General features: G+C 49.2%; 14 protein-coding genes, 1 other RNA gene and 3 pseudogenes. 11 read left to right on the forward strand and 7 right to left on the reverse strand.

What is annotated here, in order from left to right:
• Window positions 1-194: 194 nt before the first annotated feature.
• Window positions 195-1,718, forward strand: coding sequence for a threonine ammonia-lyase, biosynthetic (gene ilvA, locus H7A79_RS03770; protein ID WP_187001089.1), 1,524 nt, complete (start codon window positions 195-197; stop codon window positions 1,716-1,718).
• A 97-nt stretch (window positions 1,719-1,815) separates the two neighbouring features.
• Complete coding sequence (gene trpB / locus H7A79_RS03775; protein ID WP_187001090.1) at window positions 1,816-3,021, forward strand: tryptophan synthase subunit beta; 1,206 nt, start codon at window positions 1,816-1,818, stop codon at window positions 3,019-3,021.
• A 629-nt stretch (window positions 3,022-3,650) separates the two neighbouring features.
• Here trpB and H7A79_RS03780 read toward each other — a convergent pair.
• Window positions 3,651-4,235: an opacity family porin gene (locus H7A79_RS03780; protein WP_187001091.1), complete on the reverse strand. Its 585-nt coding sequence runs from the start codon at window positions 4,233-4,235 to the stop codon at window positions 3,651-3,653.
• A 195-nt stretch (window positions 4,236-4,430) separates the two neighbouring features.
• On the opposite strand from H7A79_RS03780, the gene azu reads away from it, so the two are divergent.
• Complete coding sequence (gene azu / locus H7A79_RS03785) at window positions 4,431-5,006, forward strand: azurin (protein ID WP_187001092.1); 576 nt, start codon at window positions 4,431-4,433, stop codon at window positions 5,004-5,006.
• 394 nt (window positions 5,007-5,400) lie between these two features.
• On the opposite strand, the gene H7A79_RS03790 is transcribed toward azu, so the two are convergent.
• On the reverse strand, window positions 5,401-5,892 hold the full coding sequence (locus H7A79_RS03790) for a DUF456 domain-containing protein (RefSeq protein ID WP_135033877.1): 492 nt from the start codon (window positions 5,890-5,892) through the stop codon (window positions 5,401-5,403).
• A 623-nt stretch (window positions 5,893-6,515) separates the two neighbouring features.
• Window positions 6,516-7,016 (reverse strand): DUF1841 family protein, encoded by a 501-nt coding sequence (locus H7A79_RS03795; RefSeq protein ID WP_135033879.1) that lies wholly within the window; start codon window positions 7,014-7,016, stop codon window positions 6,516-6,518.
• A 117-nt stretch (window positions 7,017-7,133) separates the two neighbouring features.
• Here H7A79_RS03795 and ssrA point away from each other — a divergent pair.
• Together ssrA and H7A79_RS03805 are read left to right on the forward strand one after the other, a co-directional pair.
• Window positions 7,134-7,497, forward strand: a transfer-messenger RNA (tmRNA) gene (gene ssrA, locus H7A79_RS03800).
• A 309-nt stretch (window positions 7,498-7,806) separates the two neighbouring features.
• On the forward strand, window positions 7,807-8,241 hold the full coding sequence (locus tag H7A79_RS03805) for an integrase arm-type DNA-binding domain-containing protein (RefSeq protein WP_187001093.1): 435 nt from the start codon (window positions 7,807-7,809) through the stop codon (window positions 8,239-8,241).
• 792 nt (window positions 8,242-9,033) lie between these two features.
• Here the strand turns inward: H7A79_RS03805 and H7A79_RS03810 are convergent.
• The 4 genes and pseudogenes from H7A79_RS03810 to H7A79_RS03825 form a co-directional block, all read right to left on the reverse strand.
• Window positions 9,034-10,251, reverse strand: coding sequence for an aspartate kinase (locus H7A79_RS03810; RefSeq protein WP_187001094.1), 1,218 nt, complete (start codon window positions 10,249-10,251; stop codon window positions 9,034-9,036).
• 453 nt (window positions 10,252-10,704) lie between these two features.
• The gene (rep, locus tag H7A79_RS03815; RefSeq protein WP_187001095.1) at window positions 10,705-12,708 is read right to left on the reverse strand and encodes a DNA helicase Rep; all 2,004 of its coding nucleotides are present in this window, start codon (window positions 12,706-12,708) and stop codon (window positions 10,705-10,707) included.
• A 240-nt stretch (window positions 12,709-12,948) separates the two neighbouring features.
• Window positions 12,949-13,608, reverse strand: a pseudogene (locus H7A79_RS03820) (IS1595 family transposase).
• A 250-nt stretch (window positions 13,609-13,858) separates the two neighbouring features.
• Window positions 13,859-14,314: pseudogene (locus tag H7A79_RS03825) on the reverse strand (peptidylprolyl isomerase); the annotation flags it as partial.
• Window positions 14,315-14,439: 125 nt separating this feature from the next.
• On the opposite strand from H7A79_RS03825, the pseudogene argB reads away from it, so the two are divergent.
• The 6 genes and pseudogenes from argB to H7A79_RS03855 form a co-directional block, all read left to right on the forward strand.
• Window positions 14,440-15,116: pseudogene (gene argB, locus H7A79_RS03830) on the forward strand (acetylglutamate kinase); the annotation flags it as partial.
• 106 nt (window positions 15,117-15,222) lie between these two features.
• Window positions 15,223-16,125: a ParA family protein gene (locus tag H7A79_RS03835; protein WP_187001096.1), complete on the forward strand. Its 903-nt coding sequence runs from the start codon at window positions 15,223-15,225 to the stop codon at window positions 16,123-16,125.
• Window positions 16,118-17,281 (forward strand): ParB N-terminal domain-containing protein, encoded by a 1,164-nt coding sequence (locus H7A79_RS03840; protein ID WP_187001097.1) that lies wholly within the window; start codon window positions 16,118-16,120, stop codon window positions 17,279-17,281. The genes H7A79_RS03835 and H7A79_RS03840 overlap by 8 nt, the downstream gene beginning before the upstream one ends.
• A 55-nt stretch (window positions 17,282-17,336) precedes the next feature.
• Window positions 17,337-17,822 carry a hypothetical protein gene (locus tag H7A79_RS03845; protein ID WP_187001098.1) on the forward strand — a complete coding sequence of 162 codons (486 nt, stop codon included), beginning with the start codon at window positions 17,337-17,339 and terminating at the stop codon, window positions 17,820-17,822.
• A gap of 24 nt (window positions 17,823-17,846) precedes the next feature.
• Window positions 17,847-18,476, forward strand: coding sequence for a hypothetical protein (locus H7A79_RS03850; RefSeq protein WP_187001099.1), 630 nt, complete (start codon window positions 17,847-17,849; stop codon window positions 18,474-18,476).
• A gap of 2 nt (window positions 18,477-18,478) precedes the next feature.
• Window positions 18,479-19,216: a hypothetical protein gene (locus tag H7A79_RS03855; RefSeq protein WP_187001100.1), complete on the forward strand. Its 738-nt coding sequence runs from the start codon at window positions 18,479-18,481 to the stop codon at window positions 19,214-19,216.
• Window positions 19,217-19,222: the final 6 nt, after the last annotated feature.

The raw sequence follows: 19,222 nt of genomic DNA on the forward strand, positions 1-19,222 counted from the left end.
GTTTGCACCGGGCCGTGCATGAATGGCGGTCGGTTTTTGCAGAGCGGGCATTATACCCGTTAATGTTGGTTTTGCTAAGTTCCGCTTCAGATTTTTCTTGCTTTCAGACGGCCTGCGGGGTATGGTTTTGCCTTTGCCCGGGCCGGCTTTTCTGCCGCTGCGGGCGCATGATTTCCCATTTGAAGCCAAACCGCATGAACACCCTGTCTTATTCTGATTATCTCATCCGTATCCTTACTGCCGCCGTGTATGATGTGGCGGTGGAAACGCCGCTGGAGCAGGCGCGCGGGTTGTCGCGCCGCTCCGGCAACAATATTCTGCTCAAGCGTGAAGATTTGCAGCCTGTGTTTTCGTTTAAAATCCGAGGAGCCTACAATAAAATGGCCAAACTGCCGAAAGAGGCGCTCTCGCGCGGCATCATTGCGGCCAGCGCGGGCAATCATGCGCAGGGCGTGGCATTGTCGGCGCAGCGTTTGGGCTGCCGTGCGGTGATTGTGATGCCGGAAACCACGCCGCAAATCAAAATCGATGCGGTGAAAAACCGGGGGGGCGAAGTGGTGCTCAAAGGGGTGTCGTATAACGATGCCTATGATTATGCCGTGAAGCTGGCCGAAAAAGAGGGGCTCGCTTATATCGCGCCGTTTGACGACCCTGATGTGATTGCGGGGCAGGGAACGGTCGGCATGGAAATTCTGCGTCAAACGTCTGAAAACATCCATGCCATTTTTGTGCCTGTCGGCGGCGGCGGCCTGGCTGCGGGCGTGGCGGCGTTTATCAAGCAGGTTTGTCCGAAAATCAAAGTCATCGGGGTGCAGACTCATGATTCGTGCTGCATGAAGGCATCGATTGCCGAAGGCAGGCGGGTGGAGCTCAAAGATGTAGGCTTGTTTTCAGACGGCACCGCTGTGAAGCTGGTGGGCGAAGAAACCTTCCGCATCTGCCGCGACCTGCTCGATGAAATCATCACGGTAGATACCGATGCCGTTTGCAGTGCCATCAAAGATATTTTTGACGACACCCGCAGCATGATGGAGCCTGCCGGGGCATTGGCTTTGGCGGGATTGAAAGCCTATGTCGGCCGAGGGGGCACCGAAGGCGAAACGCTGGTGGCGGTAACCAGCGGCGCCAATATCAATTTCCACCGCCTGCGCCATGTGTCGGAGCGCAGCGAGCTGGGCGAAGGCAACGAAGGCATTTTTGCGGTGTCAATCCCCGAGAAGCCGGGCAGTTTCCGAAAATTTATCAATGTGTTGGGCAATAGGAACATCACCGAATTCAATTACCGCTACGGCGATGAAGAAACCGCGCACATTTTTGTGGGCATTCAAACCGCAGGCGTGCAGGATTTGGCCAAAATCAGCGCGGATCTTACCGCTGCGGGCCTGCCCAACACCGATCTCACCGACAATGAAGTGGCGAAAATCCACACCCGCTATATGGTCGGCGGGCGCACCCACAAAGTGGCGAACGAGCGTGTGGTCAGTTTTGAGTTTCCCGAGCGGCCGGGCGCGCTGGCGCGTTTTTTAACCCGTATGCAGTCCGATTGGAACATCACCCTGTTTCACTACCGCAACCACGGAGCCGATTACGGCCGCGTGTTGGTGGGGGTGGACGTGCCGCCGCAGGATACGCGGGCGTTTGCCGATTTTCTCAACGGTTTGGATTATGCTTATGAAGACGAAACCCACAATGCGGCCTACAAACTGTTTTTGGGTTAGCCCGCAGGTGCAGGCCGTCTGAAAGCCTGCAAAGCCTGCTGCGCCTGCTGTTTTGAACTGGTTGTTTTGAATTGAATGTATTGAGGGAGTATCCGGTATGGAAAATGAAAAATTAAATCCTTTGGTGTTACCCGATGAAAACGGTTTGTTCGGCAAACACGGCGGCAAAACCGGCCATCCCGAATTGGCCGGAGCCTTGGCTGAAATTGAAGCGGGCTTCCGCAACATCATTCAAGATGCCGGCTTTATCAGCGAAATGCGAAGGCTGCAGGCCACTTATGTCGGCCGCCCAAGCCCCATTTACCATGCGCGTACATTGTCGCGGCGCGGTGCGCAGATTTATCTGAAGCGCGAAGACCTCAACCACACCGGTGCGCACAAAATCAACCACTGCATCGGCGAGGTATTGCTGGCGAAAAAGCTGGGCAAGAAAAAAGTGATTGCCGAAACCGGTGCGGGGCAGCACGGCGTGGCTTTGGCCACCGCCGCCGCGCTGATGGGGCTGGCGTGTGAAATCCACATGGGCGTGGTCGATATTGCCAAAGAACACCCCAATGTTTCGCGCATGAAGATTTTGGGTGCGGAAATCGTGCCGGTGTCGGCGGGCGCGGGCACATTGAAAGAAGCGGTGGACAGCGCATTCGCATCCTATATGGGCCAGCTTGGCGAAAGCATGTTTGCCATCGGCTCGGTGGTCGGGCCCGCACCCTATCCCGAAATGGTGGCCTATTTCCAATCCCTTGTCGGCCATGAAGCGCGCGCGCAGTTTCAGACGGCCTACGGAGGTTTGCCGGACGAAGTGGTTGCCTGCGTCGGCGGCGGCTCAAACGCGCTGGGTTTGTTCAACGCCTTTATTGACGACCAACAGGTTGCACTGGTGGGCGTGGAGCCGGCCGGCGAGGGTTTGGACAAGCCCGGCCGCCACGCCGCTACCTTGACCCTGGGTAAATTCGGCAGCCTGCACGGTTTCAACTGCTACTATCTGCAAGATGCAGACGGCACCCCCGCCGCCGTACATTCCATCGCTTCGGGGCTGGATTACCCCGGTGTCGGCCCGCAGCACTGCCATCTGAAAGACAGCGGCCGCGCGCGCTATGAAACTGCCACCGATGCCGAATGTTTGGATGCCTTTATGGCTTTGTCGCGCGAAGAAGGCATTATTCCCGCATTGGAATCTTCGCACGCCGTTGCCTATGCGCTGCGCCGTGCCGCAGAGCTTGACAGCAGCAAACGCCTGTTGGTGAATCTGTCGGGGCGAGGAGATAAAGATATTGATTTTGTACTGGAAAAAATCGCCGTTTAACCGGCAGATGCTTTGTTTGACGGTAAGCCCGCTTCATTTCCGTTACGGCGCTGCTTGCACTCCCGCCCAAAGAGAACGGTTTGATAAACCGCCCTATCTGCCGCCTGGTGCCGGAAATGAATGCGGGTTGGCAATCACACCCGTTCAGACGGCCTGAATATCCTGCAAAACTTACTGGGGCCGTTTGAAACATTCCATTATCGTTATTTCCTTTCCCGGCAGGCTGAGGTTTGATTTAATTTCAAATATTTTTTCAACCCCGTCCGGCCGCTGAAATCAAGCCGCACAGCCGGCCCGCTTAACATCATGGCACCGGCTCTTGTTTGCGGCCACCCTTACCATAATGCAGCGGCTGGATGGCGCCTGTTTCCGTGGGCAGCTACCGTTGGCTTACCGGTTTGCGCTCCGGCGCGGCAATGGCGGCATAAAATTTTGGCCGGTATTTTTCGAATTTTTGCCCAAATTTCCACTAAAATTCCTACTTGGATGAATGTGCGGAGATTGGAGATTTCAGACAGTCAAGGCAAGCTGCTTTGCAGCCCGCCCGCTATTTCAGTGGATTGGGTCGACAAAAAAAAGGGCTCTGTTGCGCAGAACCCTTTTCAGACGGCCCGGTGGGGGCGGCGTGTTTAGAATTTCACGCGGACACCGGCAGAAAATTCGTTGGTGTGGACTTTTGTGGAAGATTCGTATTTGCCCCAATAGTTGTAGCGGTAGCCCGCATCTAAAGCAATATTGTCGGTTACATTCACACCCACGCCGGCCAAAACGCCCACGCCGGTTTTGGTTTCTTTTTTCGAGCGGTAAAGGCTGCTGGCGGCGCTGGAATAGGCGTATTTATCCGAGAAGTGGTTGATGCCGGCACGCGCTCCCAGATAAGGTTTGACTTTTTCGCTGACAGGGAAGTCGTAGAGGGCTGAAACACCGATGCTTTGAAATTTGGCTTTGCCGTTTTCAGAAACGCCGGGTCTTGTGTAATTGTATTTGATAGATGTATAGTGCGTGTAATCTACACCGCCGCGCCAGTTGTTGCCGAAATCGTAGCCAACGGTAATGCGCGGACTGAAACCGCTTTTAGAGGTTGAAAAACCCTCGTTGTCTTTGGCTTTTAACCTGCTGACACCGGCATCACCCTGAATATAGAAGCCGGGGTCGGCAAAAACCGGGGCAGACAACGCGGCAAAAACGGCAGCAGCAAAAATTTTCTTGTTCATAGTGAACTACGTTAATTTTGTTAAAACAATGATTTGTATAACGCACCGTCATTTTATGCCGCAGATAATGCTTATGCAAGCAGGGCAAAATAAACGGTATGGAATATCGATGGAAGCTGACATAGGTCAAACACCGTTGAACAAAAAACCGCAGATAATCCGTCTGCATTTTTTAACCCGAAAAGGAGTTGTTTTATGAAAATCTATTTAGCTTTGATTTCTGCTGCGGCTTTTGCCTTAAGCGCTTGTGGAGGGCAGGAAGCTGCCGCACCGGCCGAACAGCCGGCGGCTGCCTCCGAAGCACCGGCGCCGGAGATGGCTGAGCCTGCATCCGAAGCCGCACCGGCCGCATCTGCCGCCGACAGCGCGCAAGCCGCTCCGGCAGAGGGCTGCGAAGTGGTGGTAAGCTCCGATGACCAAATGAAATTCGACAAACAAGAGCTGGAAATCAAAAAATCCTGCAAAGAATTCAAGATTGTGTTGAAACATACCGGTACCATGCCCAAAGCGGCAATGGGGCACAATATTGTGATTTCCAAAGCCGAAGACGCGCAGGGCGTAGTAAGTGACGGCGCGGGCGCGACTGCCGAGAAAAATTTCGTGAAAGAAGGAGATGAGCGTGTGATTGCCTACACCCCGCTTATCGGCGGCGGTGAAGAAACCTCGGTTACGGTTGATACCTCCAAATTCGCCGAAGGCAGCCAATACGAGTTTTACTGCACGTTCCCGGGCCACTACGGCATGATGCACGGCACGGTGAAACTGATCTGACGCGTTGCATTTCGCGCAAAAACGGCCTGTTGCGATGCAGGCCGTTTTTTTCCGGCATATTCCTGCTTTCCAAGCCGGTGTTTTACACGATTCGAAAACATCACAAAAAGTTTCTTTCTATGGCCTCAACCCGAACGGGGGGGCGGTGAATCAACAGCTGGTCAAAATAAAAATGATACGGCCTTGCCGTAACGGAAATGAAGCGGATTCACTATCAGATATTTCAGACGGCCTCTAAGCCGCTGCTACACCGTAGGGGCATCATATTGCCCGTGCCGCGGCCTTGTCGGCCATGCTTTAACAACTGTGGCGCAACAGGGCAGGGTGGTGCCGTTTATCTGCCATACAGCAAAAAAACAGGCCGAACCAGCCTGTTTTGATATCTGCCGGGCGTTTATTGGAAAAGGCCGGCTATGCCCACCACAACCAATGTCAGCACGATGGCGAGTGCGCAGCCCACTTTGGCAATGACGCCTACGATAAAGCCGGCAAATGTGCCCAAGCCCACTTTTCCTGCCGACCATAAATCCCTGCGCGCCCAAAATTCGCCTGCGCCCGCGCCGATTAAAGGGCCGAGCAGCAAACCGGGCAGCGAGAAAAACGCCCCGGCAATGCCGCCGATCAGCGCGCCCCAAATGGCGGTTTTGCTGGCACCGGTAAATTTAGCCCCCAACATACCCGCCAAATAATCGGTGGCCATGCCTAAAGCGGCAACGATACCGAGAAAAACCAGCGTATTGCTGCCTATGGTTTGATAACCATCGGCATAAGCCAACAGCCACGCGCCGGCAAACATCAGCCCAAGACCGGGAATGGCCGGATAAATCGTGCCGAGTAGGCCGGCAAGCAAAGCAATCAAACCCAGAATAATCAAAATGGCGGTCATGAAGTTCTTTCTTAAAAATAAGCGATAAATAAAAAATAAAGCATAGAAAACAAAGAATAAGCAGGCCGTCTGAAACACGGGCAGCGCCGATGTTTTCAGAGGGCCCGGTTGTCATCAATAGCGGTGTGGTCGATATGACCGCAATAGTACAGATAATCAAGCGGGAAAAGGCATCATTGTGAAGCTGCGGTCTTTGCAAAAATTCAAAAAAACATCACAAGAAGTTTATCTACTGCCATTCCTGCACGGGAAAAATTCAAATATTTATCACTTAAACTTTTGTTTAAACAATACTGCAGTGTTTTATCCGAACACCTTCCGCGCGTGGGGCGCAGCGGGCTTGCGAAGCAAGCAATGGTGTTGGAACTAAAGTGTTTTGCAAAGGCTTGGTGGGAAAAGGCCGGGCTTTATACCGAACGGTTTTTGTATTTCAATGGTTTTGTGATTTTTGGATAAGTTAAAAACTACACGGCCACACCTTAAAAATTCCCAAATACGCCTCCAAGCCAAAAACAAAAAAGTAAAACAACGCCGGTTTTTTTATACCAAGCCGTCTGAAAATCTGCCCGGCACAGTTAAAAGAGCTTTTTTGAAATCACTGCATCACCGCGCAACCGCGTGTTCTAACCGCGTTCTGCGCTTTTGACCGACAAGCCTGCTTCGTGAGGGTTGATGCGCTCCCGGGTTTCCTGCCCCAAACCGGCCAGTTTGCGCAAGCGGGTTATATAGGCATTAACGTCCAACCCGCGTCCGAAGCGCTGCGCTTCCCAAATCGTTTCTGCCAGCGCATCGGCCATTTCGTGTTCGGCCCGCACCCAGTCGCCGTGTTTGGCGCACAACTGCTCGTGTATGGCGCGGATACCGGGCGGCTGGTCGATGGCGGCCTGCTCCTGCAGCGAAAGGTGTAGCGACATATGCAGAAACGGGTTGCTTTCGCCTTCTGCGGGTGTCCAGTTTTTATCAAGATACTCATCGATATTTTCTAAATAGTGGTGGTATTCGGGGTGCGCCTCAATAATCCGCAACGCTTTCTGCTGCAAGGAATCGAGCTGCAAGGGCTGCAGACGCTGTCGCCACACACCGGCAAAAAAACGGCGCACATCGTGCGTATTGACGTCATACATAAAATTACTGCCTGCATGGTTGTTCAGACGGTCATTATAACGGATAAGGCCGTCTGAAAAGGTTAAGCCGAGCTGGCAATTTATGCCTTAACTACGTATAATCGGCTTTTCCTATCTGGGGGCGATCTTGGTTTCGACGGGGGTTGCGAAGCAGATGCGGGCATACCGGGGTCTCAGATTCCCGTAAAACACTGAATCAAAATAGTCGCAAACGACGAAACTTACGCTTTAGCCGCTTAAGGCTAGCCGTTGCAGCAGTCGGCCGATGGGCTGTGCAGGGTAACACCTGCGGCAACGTCATCTGACATCGGCTGGTTTTCTGCCGGGTTACTTGGCAGGAAATAAGACTTAAGGTAACTGGCCTTCAAACAGCCCGTCTGCCGGCGGAATGGGGGCAAGATTCGAAATAGGCAAGACTAAGTATGTAGAACGCTTTGTAGAGGGCTTTCGGACGGGGGTTCAATTCCCCCCGCCTCCACCAAACACTATTTTCCTGAATATGCAGGAACACCTAAAACCCCTGAAAAATCAATAATTCAGGGGTTTTTTATTGCCCGGCATATTCAGCAGTATTCCAGCGTTTTCGCAATTTATGGGGTAATCTATGGGGTAATTTTTAATGGATATCCCTAAAATTGATTAAAAAATAGGCAAATATGCCTGAATTTATCAAAACAGGTTACTCCAAAACAGACTACCCCCTTTATCCATAAGGGTTGCAGCAAATCGTATCAATTACCCGAAATCGAAGTGAAATGCCGAGACCAATTACCCCGCTTACAGATAGCCAATGCAAAAAACTGAATACCGAAAAAGCGGGGTTACTCAAATATCAGACGGCGGCGGCTTGGTTTTGCAGGCAGATAAAAGCAGGAAATACTGGCGTTTCCGCTATTACAGACCACAGGATAAAAAGCGCGATGAAATACGACTTGGCACATATCCCGATATAAGCCTGAAAGAAGCGAGAGCCAAGCGGAAAGAAATGCGCGCCCTGCTAGTGAAAGGGATTGACCCCAAACAACACAAGCAAAGAGAAACGCAAAATCAGGCAGACCAAAAACCGCTAACACTTTTGAAGCCGTTGCCCGCAAATGGCAGGCAGGCCAAGCGGCCAAGCCCGACAAATGGAAGCCCGACCATGCACGGCGCGTTATCCGCAGCTTGGAGCTTCACATTTTCCCCGACATTGCCCGCAGACGATAGGCGAAATTATGCTGCTTGAAGTTTTGGGGCTTTTGCAGCGGCTGGAGGCACAAGGGGCAAGGGAAAAACGACACCGCCCACAAAGTGTATGGCGTAGTTAATCAGGTTTTCAGATTTAACCCTGCCGCCGAATTGCGGGAAGAGCTGGCCGTAGTCAATCAAGAGCATTACCGAACCGTTACAAACCCCCGAAATAGGCCGCCTGCTGAATGCCTTGGATAGCTACATAGGCAACCCGCAGACCCGCGCATTAATCAGGCTTTCCCCACATCAAAGCGGCAGATTTACCCCGTTGTAGATGAAACAGCAGAACAGAATTATTAGACCACATCTTGCAAACAATCATTGTTCGATAATTCAGGCAGGCATTGCGGCGGCGCGGCTGCCGTACCGCCTTTACTACACGATGCGCAGCAATACCATTATTTTCATGCTGATAGGCGGGAATAAAGGCAAATTGATGCAAGCAATCAATGCAGCCACCAAAACGTGGGGTATGTGCTTTGGCTGTTTTATTTGGTACATTATTGGCACATACAGACTTTTTATCTTAATTTTTTCTACTGTTTTTCTGTCATTTACCTATTGTTAATAATATTTAATCAGCATTTTTATACTGGTACGCCTTAGCTGAAGAGTTGCTCACATGGGACTCGCTCTAGCCATTAGATTCAGCATGGCAAATGTGTGCTACGTGTTGTAATGTATTGCAATACCTTATACTGGGTATTTTTATCGCATGTTGTCAAGGCCGCCATATTGATGTTTCATACACTATCTGTTTTGTATTCACTCCAATCAAGCTGGAAAATCAGGTTAGCTCGAATGCTTTGTGTAGCACACGGGTGGCCAGTTCCATGTATTTCTCGTCTATTAATACAGAGACTTTGATTTCAGAAGTAGAAATCATTTGGATATTGATGCCTTCTTCGGCCAGTGTGCGGAACATTTTTGAGGCTACACCCACATGCGAGCGCATGCCTAGGCCCACGATGGAAACTTTGCACACGGTGTCGTCGCCGTCGATTTCTGCTGCTCCGATGCTGTCTTGCAGGCTGTTGAGGGATTCCAAAACGGGTTTGTAGTCGCCGTGAGGCACGGTGAACGAGAAGTCGGTGGTGCCTTCGGCTCCCACGTTTTGAATAATCATGTCCACTTCTATGTTGGCTGCGGCCACTGCGCCTAAAATCTGGTAGGCCACGCCGGGTTTGTCGGGCACGCCCCGCACATTGATGCGGGCTTGGTTTTTGTCGAATGCAATACCGGATACGGCTGCTCTTTCCATGTTGTTGTCCTCTTCAAAGGTGATTAGTGTGCCGTTGCCGCCTTCTTGAAGGCTGCTCAACACGCGCAGGCGCACTTTGTATTTGCCGGCAAATTCAACCGAGCGGATTTGCAGTACTTTTGAACCCAGGCTGGCCAGCTCGAGCATTTCTTCAAAGGTAACGGTGTCTAGGCGGCGCGCTTCGGGCACTACGCGGGGATCGGTGGTGTAAACGCCGTCAACGTCCGTGTAAATTTGGCATTCTTGGGCTTTGAGTGCGGCGGCCATGGCAACGGCGGAAGTGTCGGAGCCGCCGCGTCCGAGTGTGGTAATGTTGCCCTGGCTGCTTACGCCCTGAAAGCCGGCTACAATCACGACATGGCCTGCTTTCAAATCGGCGTGTATGGCTTCATCATCGATGCTTTCGATGCGTGCTTTGGTGTGGGCGGCATCGGTTTTTACGGCAATCTGCCAGCCTGTGTAGCTCTTGGCAGGCACGCCGATGTCTTTCAGAGCCATGGCAAGCAGGCCGATGGTAACTTGTTCGCCGGTTGCCAAAACCACATCAAGCTCGCGCGGGTCGGGCAGGTTTTGCATTTCGTGCGCCAATGCCACCAAGCGGTTGGTTTCGCCGCTCATGGCGGATACCACCACCACTACATCGTGCCCTTCGGCACGGGTTTTGGCAATACGTTTGGCCACGTTTTTGATGCGTTCGGTGGAGCCTACCGAGGTACCTCCGTATTTTTGTACGATTAACGCCATGTTTTCGTGCTTTCTTGATTATTGGGATATTAGGAGATGCAACGGCAGAATCGTTGCTGTTTGGAAAGGTGTTGCATTATTACCTATTTTTACGCCGGAAAACAAGTTGGCGGAGCAGATTAACCGGTGTTTTACGGCGTGGCCGCCGTTTGTTTTGACACGCATCAAAGCAGGCCGTCTGAACGATGCTGTGCCTGAAAACCGGTGTTAGAAAATCCGTGGTGTTGACAGAGTGAGTTGGAGCCGTCTGAAATATTGATTGTCTGCCGTTGGTGCGGGCAGGGTTCCGGATGAAAGCCAACCGGTTTTTATTTTAATAATTGATAAAACACAAACAGAGTCTTTGCCTGCACGGACGCGGTTAAAGAAACTTGTTGTGATGTTTTGGAATGTTGCATTTGAGTTTTGCAAAAGCCACGGATTGATGTTTGGGCAGGGTGGTTGCCGCCACCGTTATTCTTTTTGGGTTTTAGCCGCCAGCATGGCCTGCAGGCCGGCCAAATTGCTTCTGCCTTCTTCTTTGCTCACGATGGGGGCACCTCCTTTGCGGCCTAGGATTTTCAAATCTTCCTGGGGCATCTCGCCGATAAAGCGGCTGGGTTCGGGAAACTGCCAGGTGCCTTGGCGTTTGCGTTTGATACAGTGGGTGATTGTGAGCCGGTGTTTGGCGCGGGTGATGCCCACATACATCAGCCGCCGCTCTTCTTCTACATTGCTTTCTTTGATGCTGTCGGCGTGGGGCAGCATGCCTTCTTCGCAGCCCACCAGAAATACATACGGATACTCCAGCCCTTTTGCGGCATGTAGGGTGGAAAGTTTGACTGCATCAGCTTCTTCTTCGTTTTTGCCTTCCAACAGCGTCATCAGCGCAATGGTCTGTGCGATTTCCATAATGTTTTTGCCGTCTTGCCTGCTTTTTTTCGCCAGCCAGTCGGTTAAATCGCACACGTTGCGCCATTTGCTTTCGCCCGCTTTGCCTTCTTCGTTGTTTAACAAATGCGCTTCGTAAGCGATGTCGTTCAAGAGATTGGTGATGAGTTCGCCGGCATCATTGTGTTCTGCGTGGGCGCGGTAGTTTTCCATCAGGGCGACAAACTGTTGCAGATGTTCGCGGTTGGCGGCGGCGAGTGCAGACTGCGCCTCTCCGCTTAAGGCGGCTTCATAAAGGCTGCATCCGTGTTGTTGGGCATAGGCATTGAGCTTGCCCAATGTGGCTTCGCCGATGCCGCGTTTGGGCGTGGTGGCGGCGCGAAGGAAGGCCGGGTCGTCGCCGGGGTTGGCCAAGAGGCGGATATAGGCGAGCACGTCTTTGATTTCGGCTTTGTCGAAAAAACTCTGGCCGCCTGAAAGTTGATAGGGAACGCGCGCGCTGCGCAGGGCTTCTTCAAATATGCGTGCCTGATGGTTGCCGCGGTAGAGTACGGCGAAATCGGCATAACGGGTTTTGTCGCCGCCCATGAGTTTTTGTTTCACAATCTGACCCACTACCCATTCGGCTTCGTGCTGTTCGTGCCGGCAGGCCACGACTTTGATGTGCTCCCCCATACCGAATTGCGACCACAAGGTTTTTTTAAACAATTTGGGGTTGTTTTCAATCACTTTGTTGGCCACTTTTAGAATCCGCGCGGTGGAGCGGTAATTCTGCTCGAGCTTAATCACTTTCATCTGCGGATAATCGGCCTGCATTTGGCGCAGGTTTTCCATATTGGCACCGCGCCAAGCGTAGATGGATTGATCGTCATCGCCCACAGCGGTGAACATGCCTTCGACACCGGTTAAGAGTTTCATTAAGGTATATTGGCAGGTGTTGGTATCTTGGCACTCGTCCACCAGCAGATAACGCAGGCGAAGTTGCCATTTGCGGCGTACCTCGTTGTTTTGCTGCAGCAGTAGGGCGGGCAGACGGATCAAGTCATCAAAATCCACCGCCTGATAGTGTTCCAGTGTAGCCTGATAGCCGGCATAAACAGCGGCCGTTTGCCTGTCCCATTCGTTGGAGGCCGTCTGAATAATGTCTTCTGGCGTTTTTAAATCGTTTTTCCACAAAGAAATCCGGTGTTGGGTCTTATATAAGGCCTCTTTGCCGGTGCCGCCCAACAATTCGTTGAGGATTTTGGCACTGTCGGTGCCATCGAGTATCGAAAAATTCTTTTTATAACCGATATGCAGCGCTTCTTCACGCAGAATGCGCATACCGAGCGAGTGGAAAGTACAGACAGTCAGCCCACGCGTGCTTTTTTTCGGCAACATTCTACCTACGCGCTCCTGCATTTCACGGGCAGCCTTATTGGTGAACGTGATGGCCGCCACATGATGCGGCGAATAGCCTATATTGGTAATCAAATATTTGATTTTCTGGGTGATTACGCCGGTTTTCCCACTGCCTGCACCCGCCAGCACCAGCAGCGGCCCGCCAAGATATTCCACAGCTTGCAGCTGCTGGGGGTTGAGCTTCATGGAGATAGGCCGTCTGAAAGAAGAGGCAGGATTATAGTCAATCCACTCAGTTTTTGCTATAGCACCAGCCCGAAGAAAAGGTTTGTAAGCCGATTGAGCACAACGGGATCATAAATAAATTAAAGAACTACAATAGAAATAGAATCAGTTTAATGTGCCCGTATTGCCTGTGGTCTACCACTTTGTTCTATCTTAAATTTAATTTACGATAAAAAAGAAAGGGGCTGAAGTAGATTAGCCCTAAATACCACACCAATCCCGCAAGATTTTCAACTGCTCACTTGGTGTGCCAAAGTTAAAACGAAACCCGCATTCTTTCAAGAATAGGGGGAAAAGACTTTCGGTTGATTCCGTTGTATTTACGTAGCACTCGCTTGGCTTGATTCCGAAAATTCCCGATGCCGTTGATGGTTTTTATAGTTTCTGTGGTCGGCAAACCTCTTGGAACGGTTAATGCGGTGATGGGTAAAACTGTTCACACTCAAAGTATCGCAACTACTCCGGCTGTCCGTATAAACGATACTGTCCGGCATGATTTTCTTTTTGATTACAAGCATTAATGCCTCGGATTCGGCATTGCCAGCTACAACCGTATCAACCTGAGTGTGCCGTTTCAAAATGCCGGAGATGACAACTTTTCCTGCCGTACCGCGTCCGCGTCTGCCTTTGCGTCTGTCACTGGAATAACTTTCGCTTGACTCAACGCAACCGTGAAAAATCCCGTTGACGGCCGGCAACAAATAATGGTTGATAACTTGGCGGATTTTGCAGTAGAACAATGCCGCCGAATTGGGATGGATGCCAAAAATATTGACAGCGGAACGGCAGTAACTTGAAGCACGCAAAACGCAGCAGTTATTTTTGCACTTTTTTCTTTAATTTGCAGGGTGTTATTTTTATTTTTGGAGGGGCATATCTGCTAAGCTAGTACAGCCCTTAAACTAGGCCGTCTGAAAAGTTTTTCAAACGGTCTGAGGTTTGCTGCCAAATAAAATCAAACAGCGGCCTACTGTTTTTTCAAACCCAAAACGTCCTGCATGTGTATCCGCCGTAATATCCAAATACACAGTAAACCGTGCCGTTCTTAAGCATGCCCGAGAATCACGCAGCCGTTATTTCGGCAGACAATGCAAGCTGTCCGGCATAGATTGACCACGTCCATGCCGGAAACCACTCTGCCGAATACGGCGTAGCCGTAACCTTGAACCGTTTTTATTTTTAAAGTTTAAGAAGTCGTTGTCGGCCACGTTGATGAAAAATTGGCTGGTGGCAGAATTCGGATTGGTCGTGCGCACCATGGCAATGGTGCCGGCGGTATTTTTCAGACCATTATCAGCTTCATTGACAATGGCTTTTTCAGTGGCTTTTTGAGTCATATCCGGCTTAAAGCCGCCGTCCTCAATCATGAAGCCATTGATAACGCGGTGGAAAAAAACCTTTGTTTACATAAGCAGTAAAATTGGCTACGGTTTCCGGTCTTTTTTTCGTCCAGTGCCAGCTCGATTTTACCCATATTGGTGTCAATAATGACGCGGGTTTCGGCCTGCACGGAGAAGGCGGTGCCCAATGTGAGGCCGGTGAAGATGAGTGCGGATAATTTTTTCATAAAAGGTTTCCAAAAATTCCAGATTGTTTGTGAACTGCGGAATTATCGTGGGTTTCTATGCAGGCTTATTTTTTCGGACAGGTATAACATATGTCATATTAAATCAATGATTTAAATGAAAAAACATGATTAATATGCAGTATGCCGATGCAGCGAAAAAGGCTGAAATCTTATCGGAAACTTTGCCGTATATCCGCCGTTTCTCCGGCAAAATATCGTTATCAAATACGGGAGCAATGCCATGAACAATCCGTAGTTGAAAGAGGGGTTTGCCAAAGATATGGCGCTGCTGAAGCTGGTGGGTATCAACCCCGTGATCGCGTGGACGGAGGAGGCCTGCAGATTAACGATATGCTCAATAGGGGGCAAAGAAGGCACATTTATGCAGGGGATGCGGGTTACCGACAGTGAAACCATGGATATTGTGGAGATGGTGCTGGTGGGCGGTCATGTAAACAAAGAAATTGTATCGCTGCTCAATCAATACGGCGGCAAAGCCGTGGGCGTTACCGGCTGCGACAGTAATTTTATCTGGGCTAAAAAACTGTTTATCGATGCGCCAGAGTGCAGCAGTGTGGACATCGGTCAAGTGGGCGTGCTGGAAAGCATCGACTGCTCGTTGGTTAAAAGCATCATCGCTTACGGCCATATTCCCGTGGTTGTCCCTATCGGTGTCGACAGCAACGGCGAAGCCTTTAATATCAATGCCGAATTGGATGCAGAAAAACTTTTGATGATGAGCAACACTGCCGGCGTGCTCGATAAAAACGGCAACCTGTTTACCAACCTCACGCCAATTAGGGCTGCAATCTAAAATTTAACATAATTATGATTATGCGAAATGTGGTAGAGTTGATACCGAGAGAAATAGTCTGATATGGGATTTTTATTTTGCGAAAGGTTGCATTATGTCCGTTTCAGTCGGTGTAATCGGTACCAAAGGAGGTATCGGAAAAACTACTATTGTAGCTAACCTCGGTGCCATCCTTGCAGACATGGGTTTCCGTGTTCTGATTATTGATGCTGATCCACAGGCATCAGTTTCAAAATATTTCAAACTGCATCACAAAGCGCCTAATGGCATTGTAGAGTTTCTTTTGGGTGAAAATTCTACCGATTTGATGCGGTCCGTTATCTCCAAAACAGTATTTCCTAATTTAGACATTATCTTATCCAACGACTTTAAAGATGACGTACGTCGCCGCGTTGATGAACGTATCGACCGTGCTTTTTTGGTGATGTCTAAGCTCGTCATGCCGTTTTTTGATAAGTCTTATGATTTCATTTTGTTTGACACGCAAGGTGCAGTTGGCCCCGTTCAGGACGCTGTCGCATTGGCATCAACGGTTTTACTGACCCCTATTAAACCGGATGTTCTGAGTGTCCGCGAATTTATTAGCGGCACCCAAGAGTCTTTAAACCGTATCCGTCATAGTGCGGTGATGAATTTAAAAGTGCCTCCAATGAAGGCACTCATATACGCACAAGATCGTATCCGCGACTCTCGTATGATTTCCGAGGAAGTTAAAAATTATTTTAAAGTCAACTTCTTGGATGGAAATCAAAAATTATTGAACACTATTATTCCGGCACAGAAAGCTTTTAAAGAAGCTGCCACTCTTCAAAAACCTGTTCATTGCATCGAGCGCGAACACCTGGGTAAAAGTGAGCCGGCGTTACAAATCATGCTTGATTTGGTCCATGAGTTGTTTTGTATCGATAATAAACCTAAGTTTTTCAATGAATTGAGCAACTTATTGCCTGAGTATGTCAATCCCGAGAATGCGGATAAGGAGGATACTCATGACTAACAAGCTCGATATGGGTGTTGTTGCAGCCAGTATATTGGCTGCAAACCCGTCTCAGTCAAAAATGGATATAGGTAAAACCCCTACCCTGCCCTCCGGCTTTTCTATGACTGTGCCTGTGTCCGAGATTGATTTTTTTAAATGGAATCCGCGCCGCATTCACGACTCTGAAGAATTCGAACATCTGAAAGAATCTATCCGTGAAGTTGGTGTGCAGCAACCTGTATACGTTACCACGCCTCCCGGATCTGACCGTTATATGCTGGCGAGAGGAGGCAATTCCCGTTTGCTTTGCCTGCAACAACTATTGTCAGAAACAGGTGACGATAGGTTCAGTAAGATTCCTGCAATTTACGTCGAATATACATCCGATGAAGACCTATTGGATGCCCATCTCATTGAAAACGAGCAACGCTCAGATATGTTTTTTTGGGACAAAGCTTACGCCTATGCGAAAAGACGTGATTTGTTCCAAGATGCCGAGGGTAAATCAATTGGGTTACGGCATTTGGCAGATAAATTTGTCAACAAAGGGATAACTAAGACCTCTTTTTCAAAATTGTCTGTCTATTTATTCGCTGCTGATACACTTCAGGCTTTAGGTAGCCTGTGCATTTATTTGTCAATTCCAAAAGCATCAGATTTGCGTAAAACTTACAACGATTTGGACTTGGTTTACAAGAATGAGGGCAAAACGGACGAGGAAGCATTTCAATTCTTTTGGAACAATTGCCTAGAAAACTGGAGCAATATCAACGCCGATACAGATGATTTGGATGTTCCAGCTTTGCAGCAATTCATTAATGAACGCTTTGCAGCAGAATTTGACATCAAAGTTGATGGTGGTGAATCAAAAACACCCCACTCTACTCCCCTGCCCCAACAGTTATCACAAGAAAAAACTGAGCTAGAAAAAAATGAACCAAAGCTTAGACCTGCTGCAACTTCAAAATCCGAAAATTCTGCAAATTCAGACGGCCTGACTGCCAATAAAAGCAATCTTAACTCAGGAACAGACAGGCCTCAGAGCGACAGCGTGGGTCGGCAGCCGGTCGATCCGGCTGGCGGCACAATCATCCCGGGCAATCTATCTTCCCCTAGAGAAAACGACACCGCGGCGGATATTTCATTCCGATATCAGTTTAGAGCGCACCCGTGATGCTATTCAGGAAGACCTGATTACTTCAGTCAGACGTCTGCTCGAATGTGTCAACTTGGAAAAGTACCTGATTATAGACCTCAATATGCCTTATGGCTTTTTACTCGGGTTGCCCAACTGCAATCAAGAACCTTTGGCCAGTAACTTCAATCCCGAAATTTTAAACGGCTATATTAATTGCTTGCATCCTGCTGCCGGAGCGGTTTACCACTACCTGTGGGTAATCAGTTCCGAAGATGCATTATGGGATGGTTTTCAAACTTTACCCAATAATCACAATCCCTTTGATAAACCCGGAATTCAAGGACAATTGTTCAAAGAAAACCGAGCCTCCGAAATTACTAAAGAACAAACGTTCAACGGCATTCTCAATTTTGCAATGTATAAGGAACGTTCTCAATGGCTATTTTTTGAGTTCGTTACACAGAGCAAGCTGCATTGTCGGCCTATACGGATTTTCTTCGTTTTTGCGCAGAGCTGGAAGCAAATGGCGGAGACAATATCGATTACATGGAAGCCGATGCCAATTGAGCCATTATAAAAACGAGTAATTGGGAGAAAAATCATGATGGAAAATAACAACATTGTAGTTGCTATACACAGCAAGCAAAATCAAGCCGGGAACCAACATCAAATTCAAATCCAAAATGAGACTGAATTGACCCGTATGCTTTTGGATATATTGGCCAAACCAACAACAAAAGACATAGAGAGCCTGAATCCGCTTACGCCTAAGAAGTATAGGGATGTTTTCATCAAGCTTGGCGAAATGAGTGCCGATGAAAAGGCAAAACTGTATCCGCAAATCGCTAAATCAAAGGCCATAAGTGTTTTATACCATATGCAAACTATTCAGCAAATCCTCGAAGAAGACGAGTTGCTGAAGAAAAAACATCAAAAGCAACTTGAAGAGGCACGCTGGCTTGTCCGCAACGGTGCATCAAATGCCTGTATCCGCGAAACTTGTACCAGAGTCAGCGAACTGGAGATTAAAAAAATCCGTTATGACACTGCCTGTCCTGTAAAGGTAGGCAGAAACAGGGCTTTGCCGGAAGAAGTGAAGCTGGATGTCATCAATTTTTGGAAAGCCGTCGTTAAAGTCGAACTCAATCAATATAACCGACTGAGACAGTTACAGGAAGCATTCCCCAATTACGATTTGAGTATGCTGTATCCCGCGACGCTTGAGAAATAAATATGGAAGAAGAAATGAATTTGTCACTTTTTCAATATCCGCAGCTGAGCGCAGAGGATCAGGGTATTCACGCCAATGCCCTACTCGGTTTGCTTTTTGAAAAAGAAATCCTGTACCAGCCATCCTATGCACAATTGGTTGGTGACACCTATGCCGCTTATTGGCTGTCATGGTTTGTCAGCCATTGCCGTTACGGCGAAAGCATCGAATTGAATGATGATGATATGTCGCATCAATTCGGCTTCAGTATGGCTCGTTGGCACACTATCCGCAGGTTGCTAAAAAAGCTCGGATATTTGAAAAGCAGCAGAAAATCCGGTGTGGTCTCCTACTCCTTGGATGAAAAAGCTTTTTCCGATGCCCATGGCGAGATTTCAAACAATGCTCCACTCATCCCGGTAGACCGTATCACAGCGGCTGCCATGTTGGATAAGGGAATGAATATGACTGATGTGTTGATTTTCTCAACGATCAAGTTTCATATGAGTATCCGAGATTTACAGGAGCAGAACAGCCTTGATGCTTCCGGAAATTTTAGCACTTGGCAGGATCACGACAGCGAGCAAAAGAACAATCTATCAGGCTATTCGGAAGTTGAGCAATATAACTCTATAAAAAAGCTTTCAAACTTTGAATTATTGCAGGTTGTGTTAATAAAAGAACTCAATATGCTTCGTTATCGTATTAATTACAAAGCCTACGGTGAACTGACTTACGCCTACGTTCATGAGTATGTATAAGGGTTA

Origin of the sequence: Neisseria musculi (assembly GCF_014297595.2) — a bacterium.
GTDB lineage: Bacteria > Pseudomonadota > Gammaproteobacteria > Burkholderiales > Neisseriaceae > Neisseria > Neisseria musculi.

Coding starts and splice junctions, on each gene's coding strand:
- ilvA (WP_187001089.1), top strand. CDS start 195: ATGAACACCCTGTCTTATTCTGATTATCTCATCCGTATCCTTACTGCC.
- trpB (WP_187001090.1), top strand. CDS start 1,816: ATGGAAAATGAAAAATTAAATCCTTTGGTGTTACCCGATGAAAACGGT.
- H7A79_RS03780 (WP_187001091.1), bottom strand. CDS start 4,235: ATGAACAAGAAAATTTTTGCTGCTGCCGTTTTTGCCGCGTTGTCTGCC.
- azu (WP_187001092.1), top strand. CDS start 4,431: ATGAAAATCTATTTAGCTTTGATTTCTGCTGCGGCTTTTGCCTTAAGC.
- H7A79_RS03790 (WP_135033877.1), bottom strand. CDS start 5,892: ATGACCGCCATTTTGATTATTCTGGGTTTGATTGCTTTGCTTGCCGGC.
- H7A79_RS03795 (WP_135033879.1), bottom strand. CDS start 7,016: ATGTATGACGTCAATACGCACGATGTGCGCCGTTTTTTTGCCGGTGTG.
- H7A79_RS03805 (WP_187001093.1), top strand. CDS start 7,807: ATGCAAAAAACTGAATACCGAAAAAGCGGGGTTACTCAAATATCAGAC.
- H7A79_RS03810 (WP_187001094.1), bottom strand. CDS start 10,251: ATGGCGTTAATCGTACAAAAATACGGAGGTACCTCGGTAGGCTCCACC.
- rep (WP_187001095.1), bottom strand. CDS start 12,708: ATGAAGCTCAACCCCCAGCAGCTGCAAGCTGTGGAATATCTTGGCGGG.
- H7A79_RS03835 (WP_187001096.1), top strand. CDS start 15,223: ATGTCCGTTTCAGTCGGTGTAATCGGTACCAAAGGAGGTATCGGAAAA.
- H7A79_RS03840 (WP_187001097.1), top strand. CDS start 16,118: ATGACTAACAAGCTCGATATGGGTGTTGTTGCAGCCAGTATATTGGCT.
- H7A79_RS03850 (WP_187001099.1), top strand. CDS start 17,847: ATGATGGAAAATAACAACATTGTAGTTGCTATACACAGCAAGCAAAAT.
- H7A79_RS03855 (WP_187001100.1), top strand. CDS start 18,479: ATGGAAGAAGAAATGAATTTGTCACTTTTTCAATATCCGCAGCTGAGC.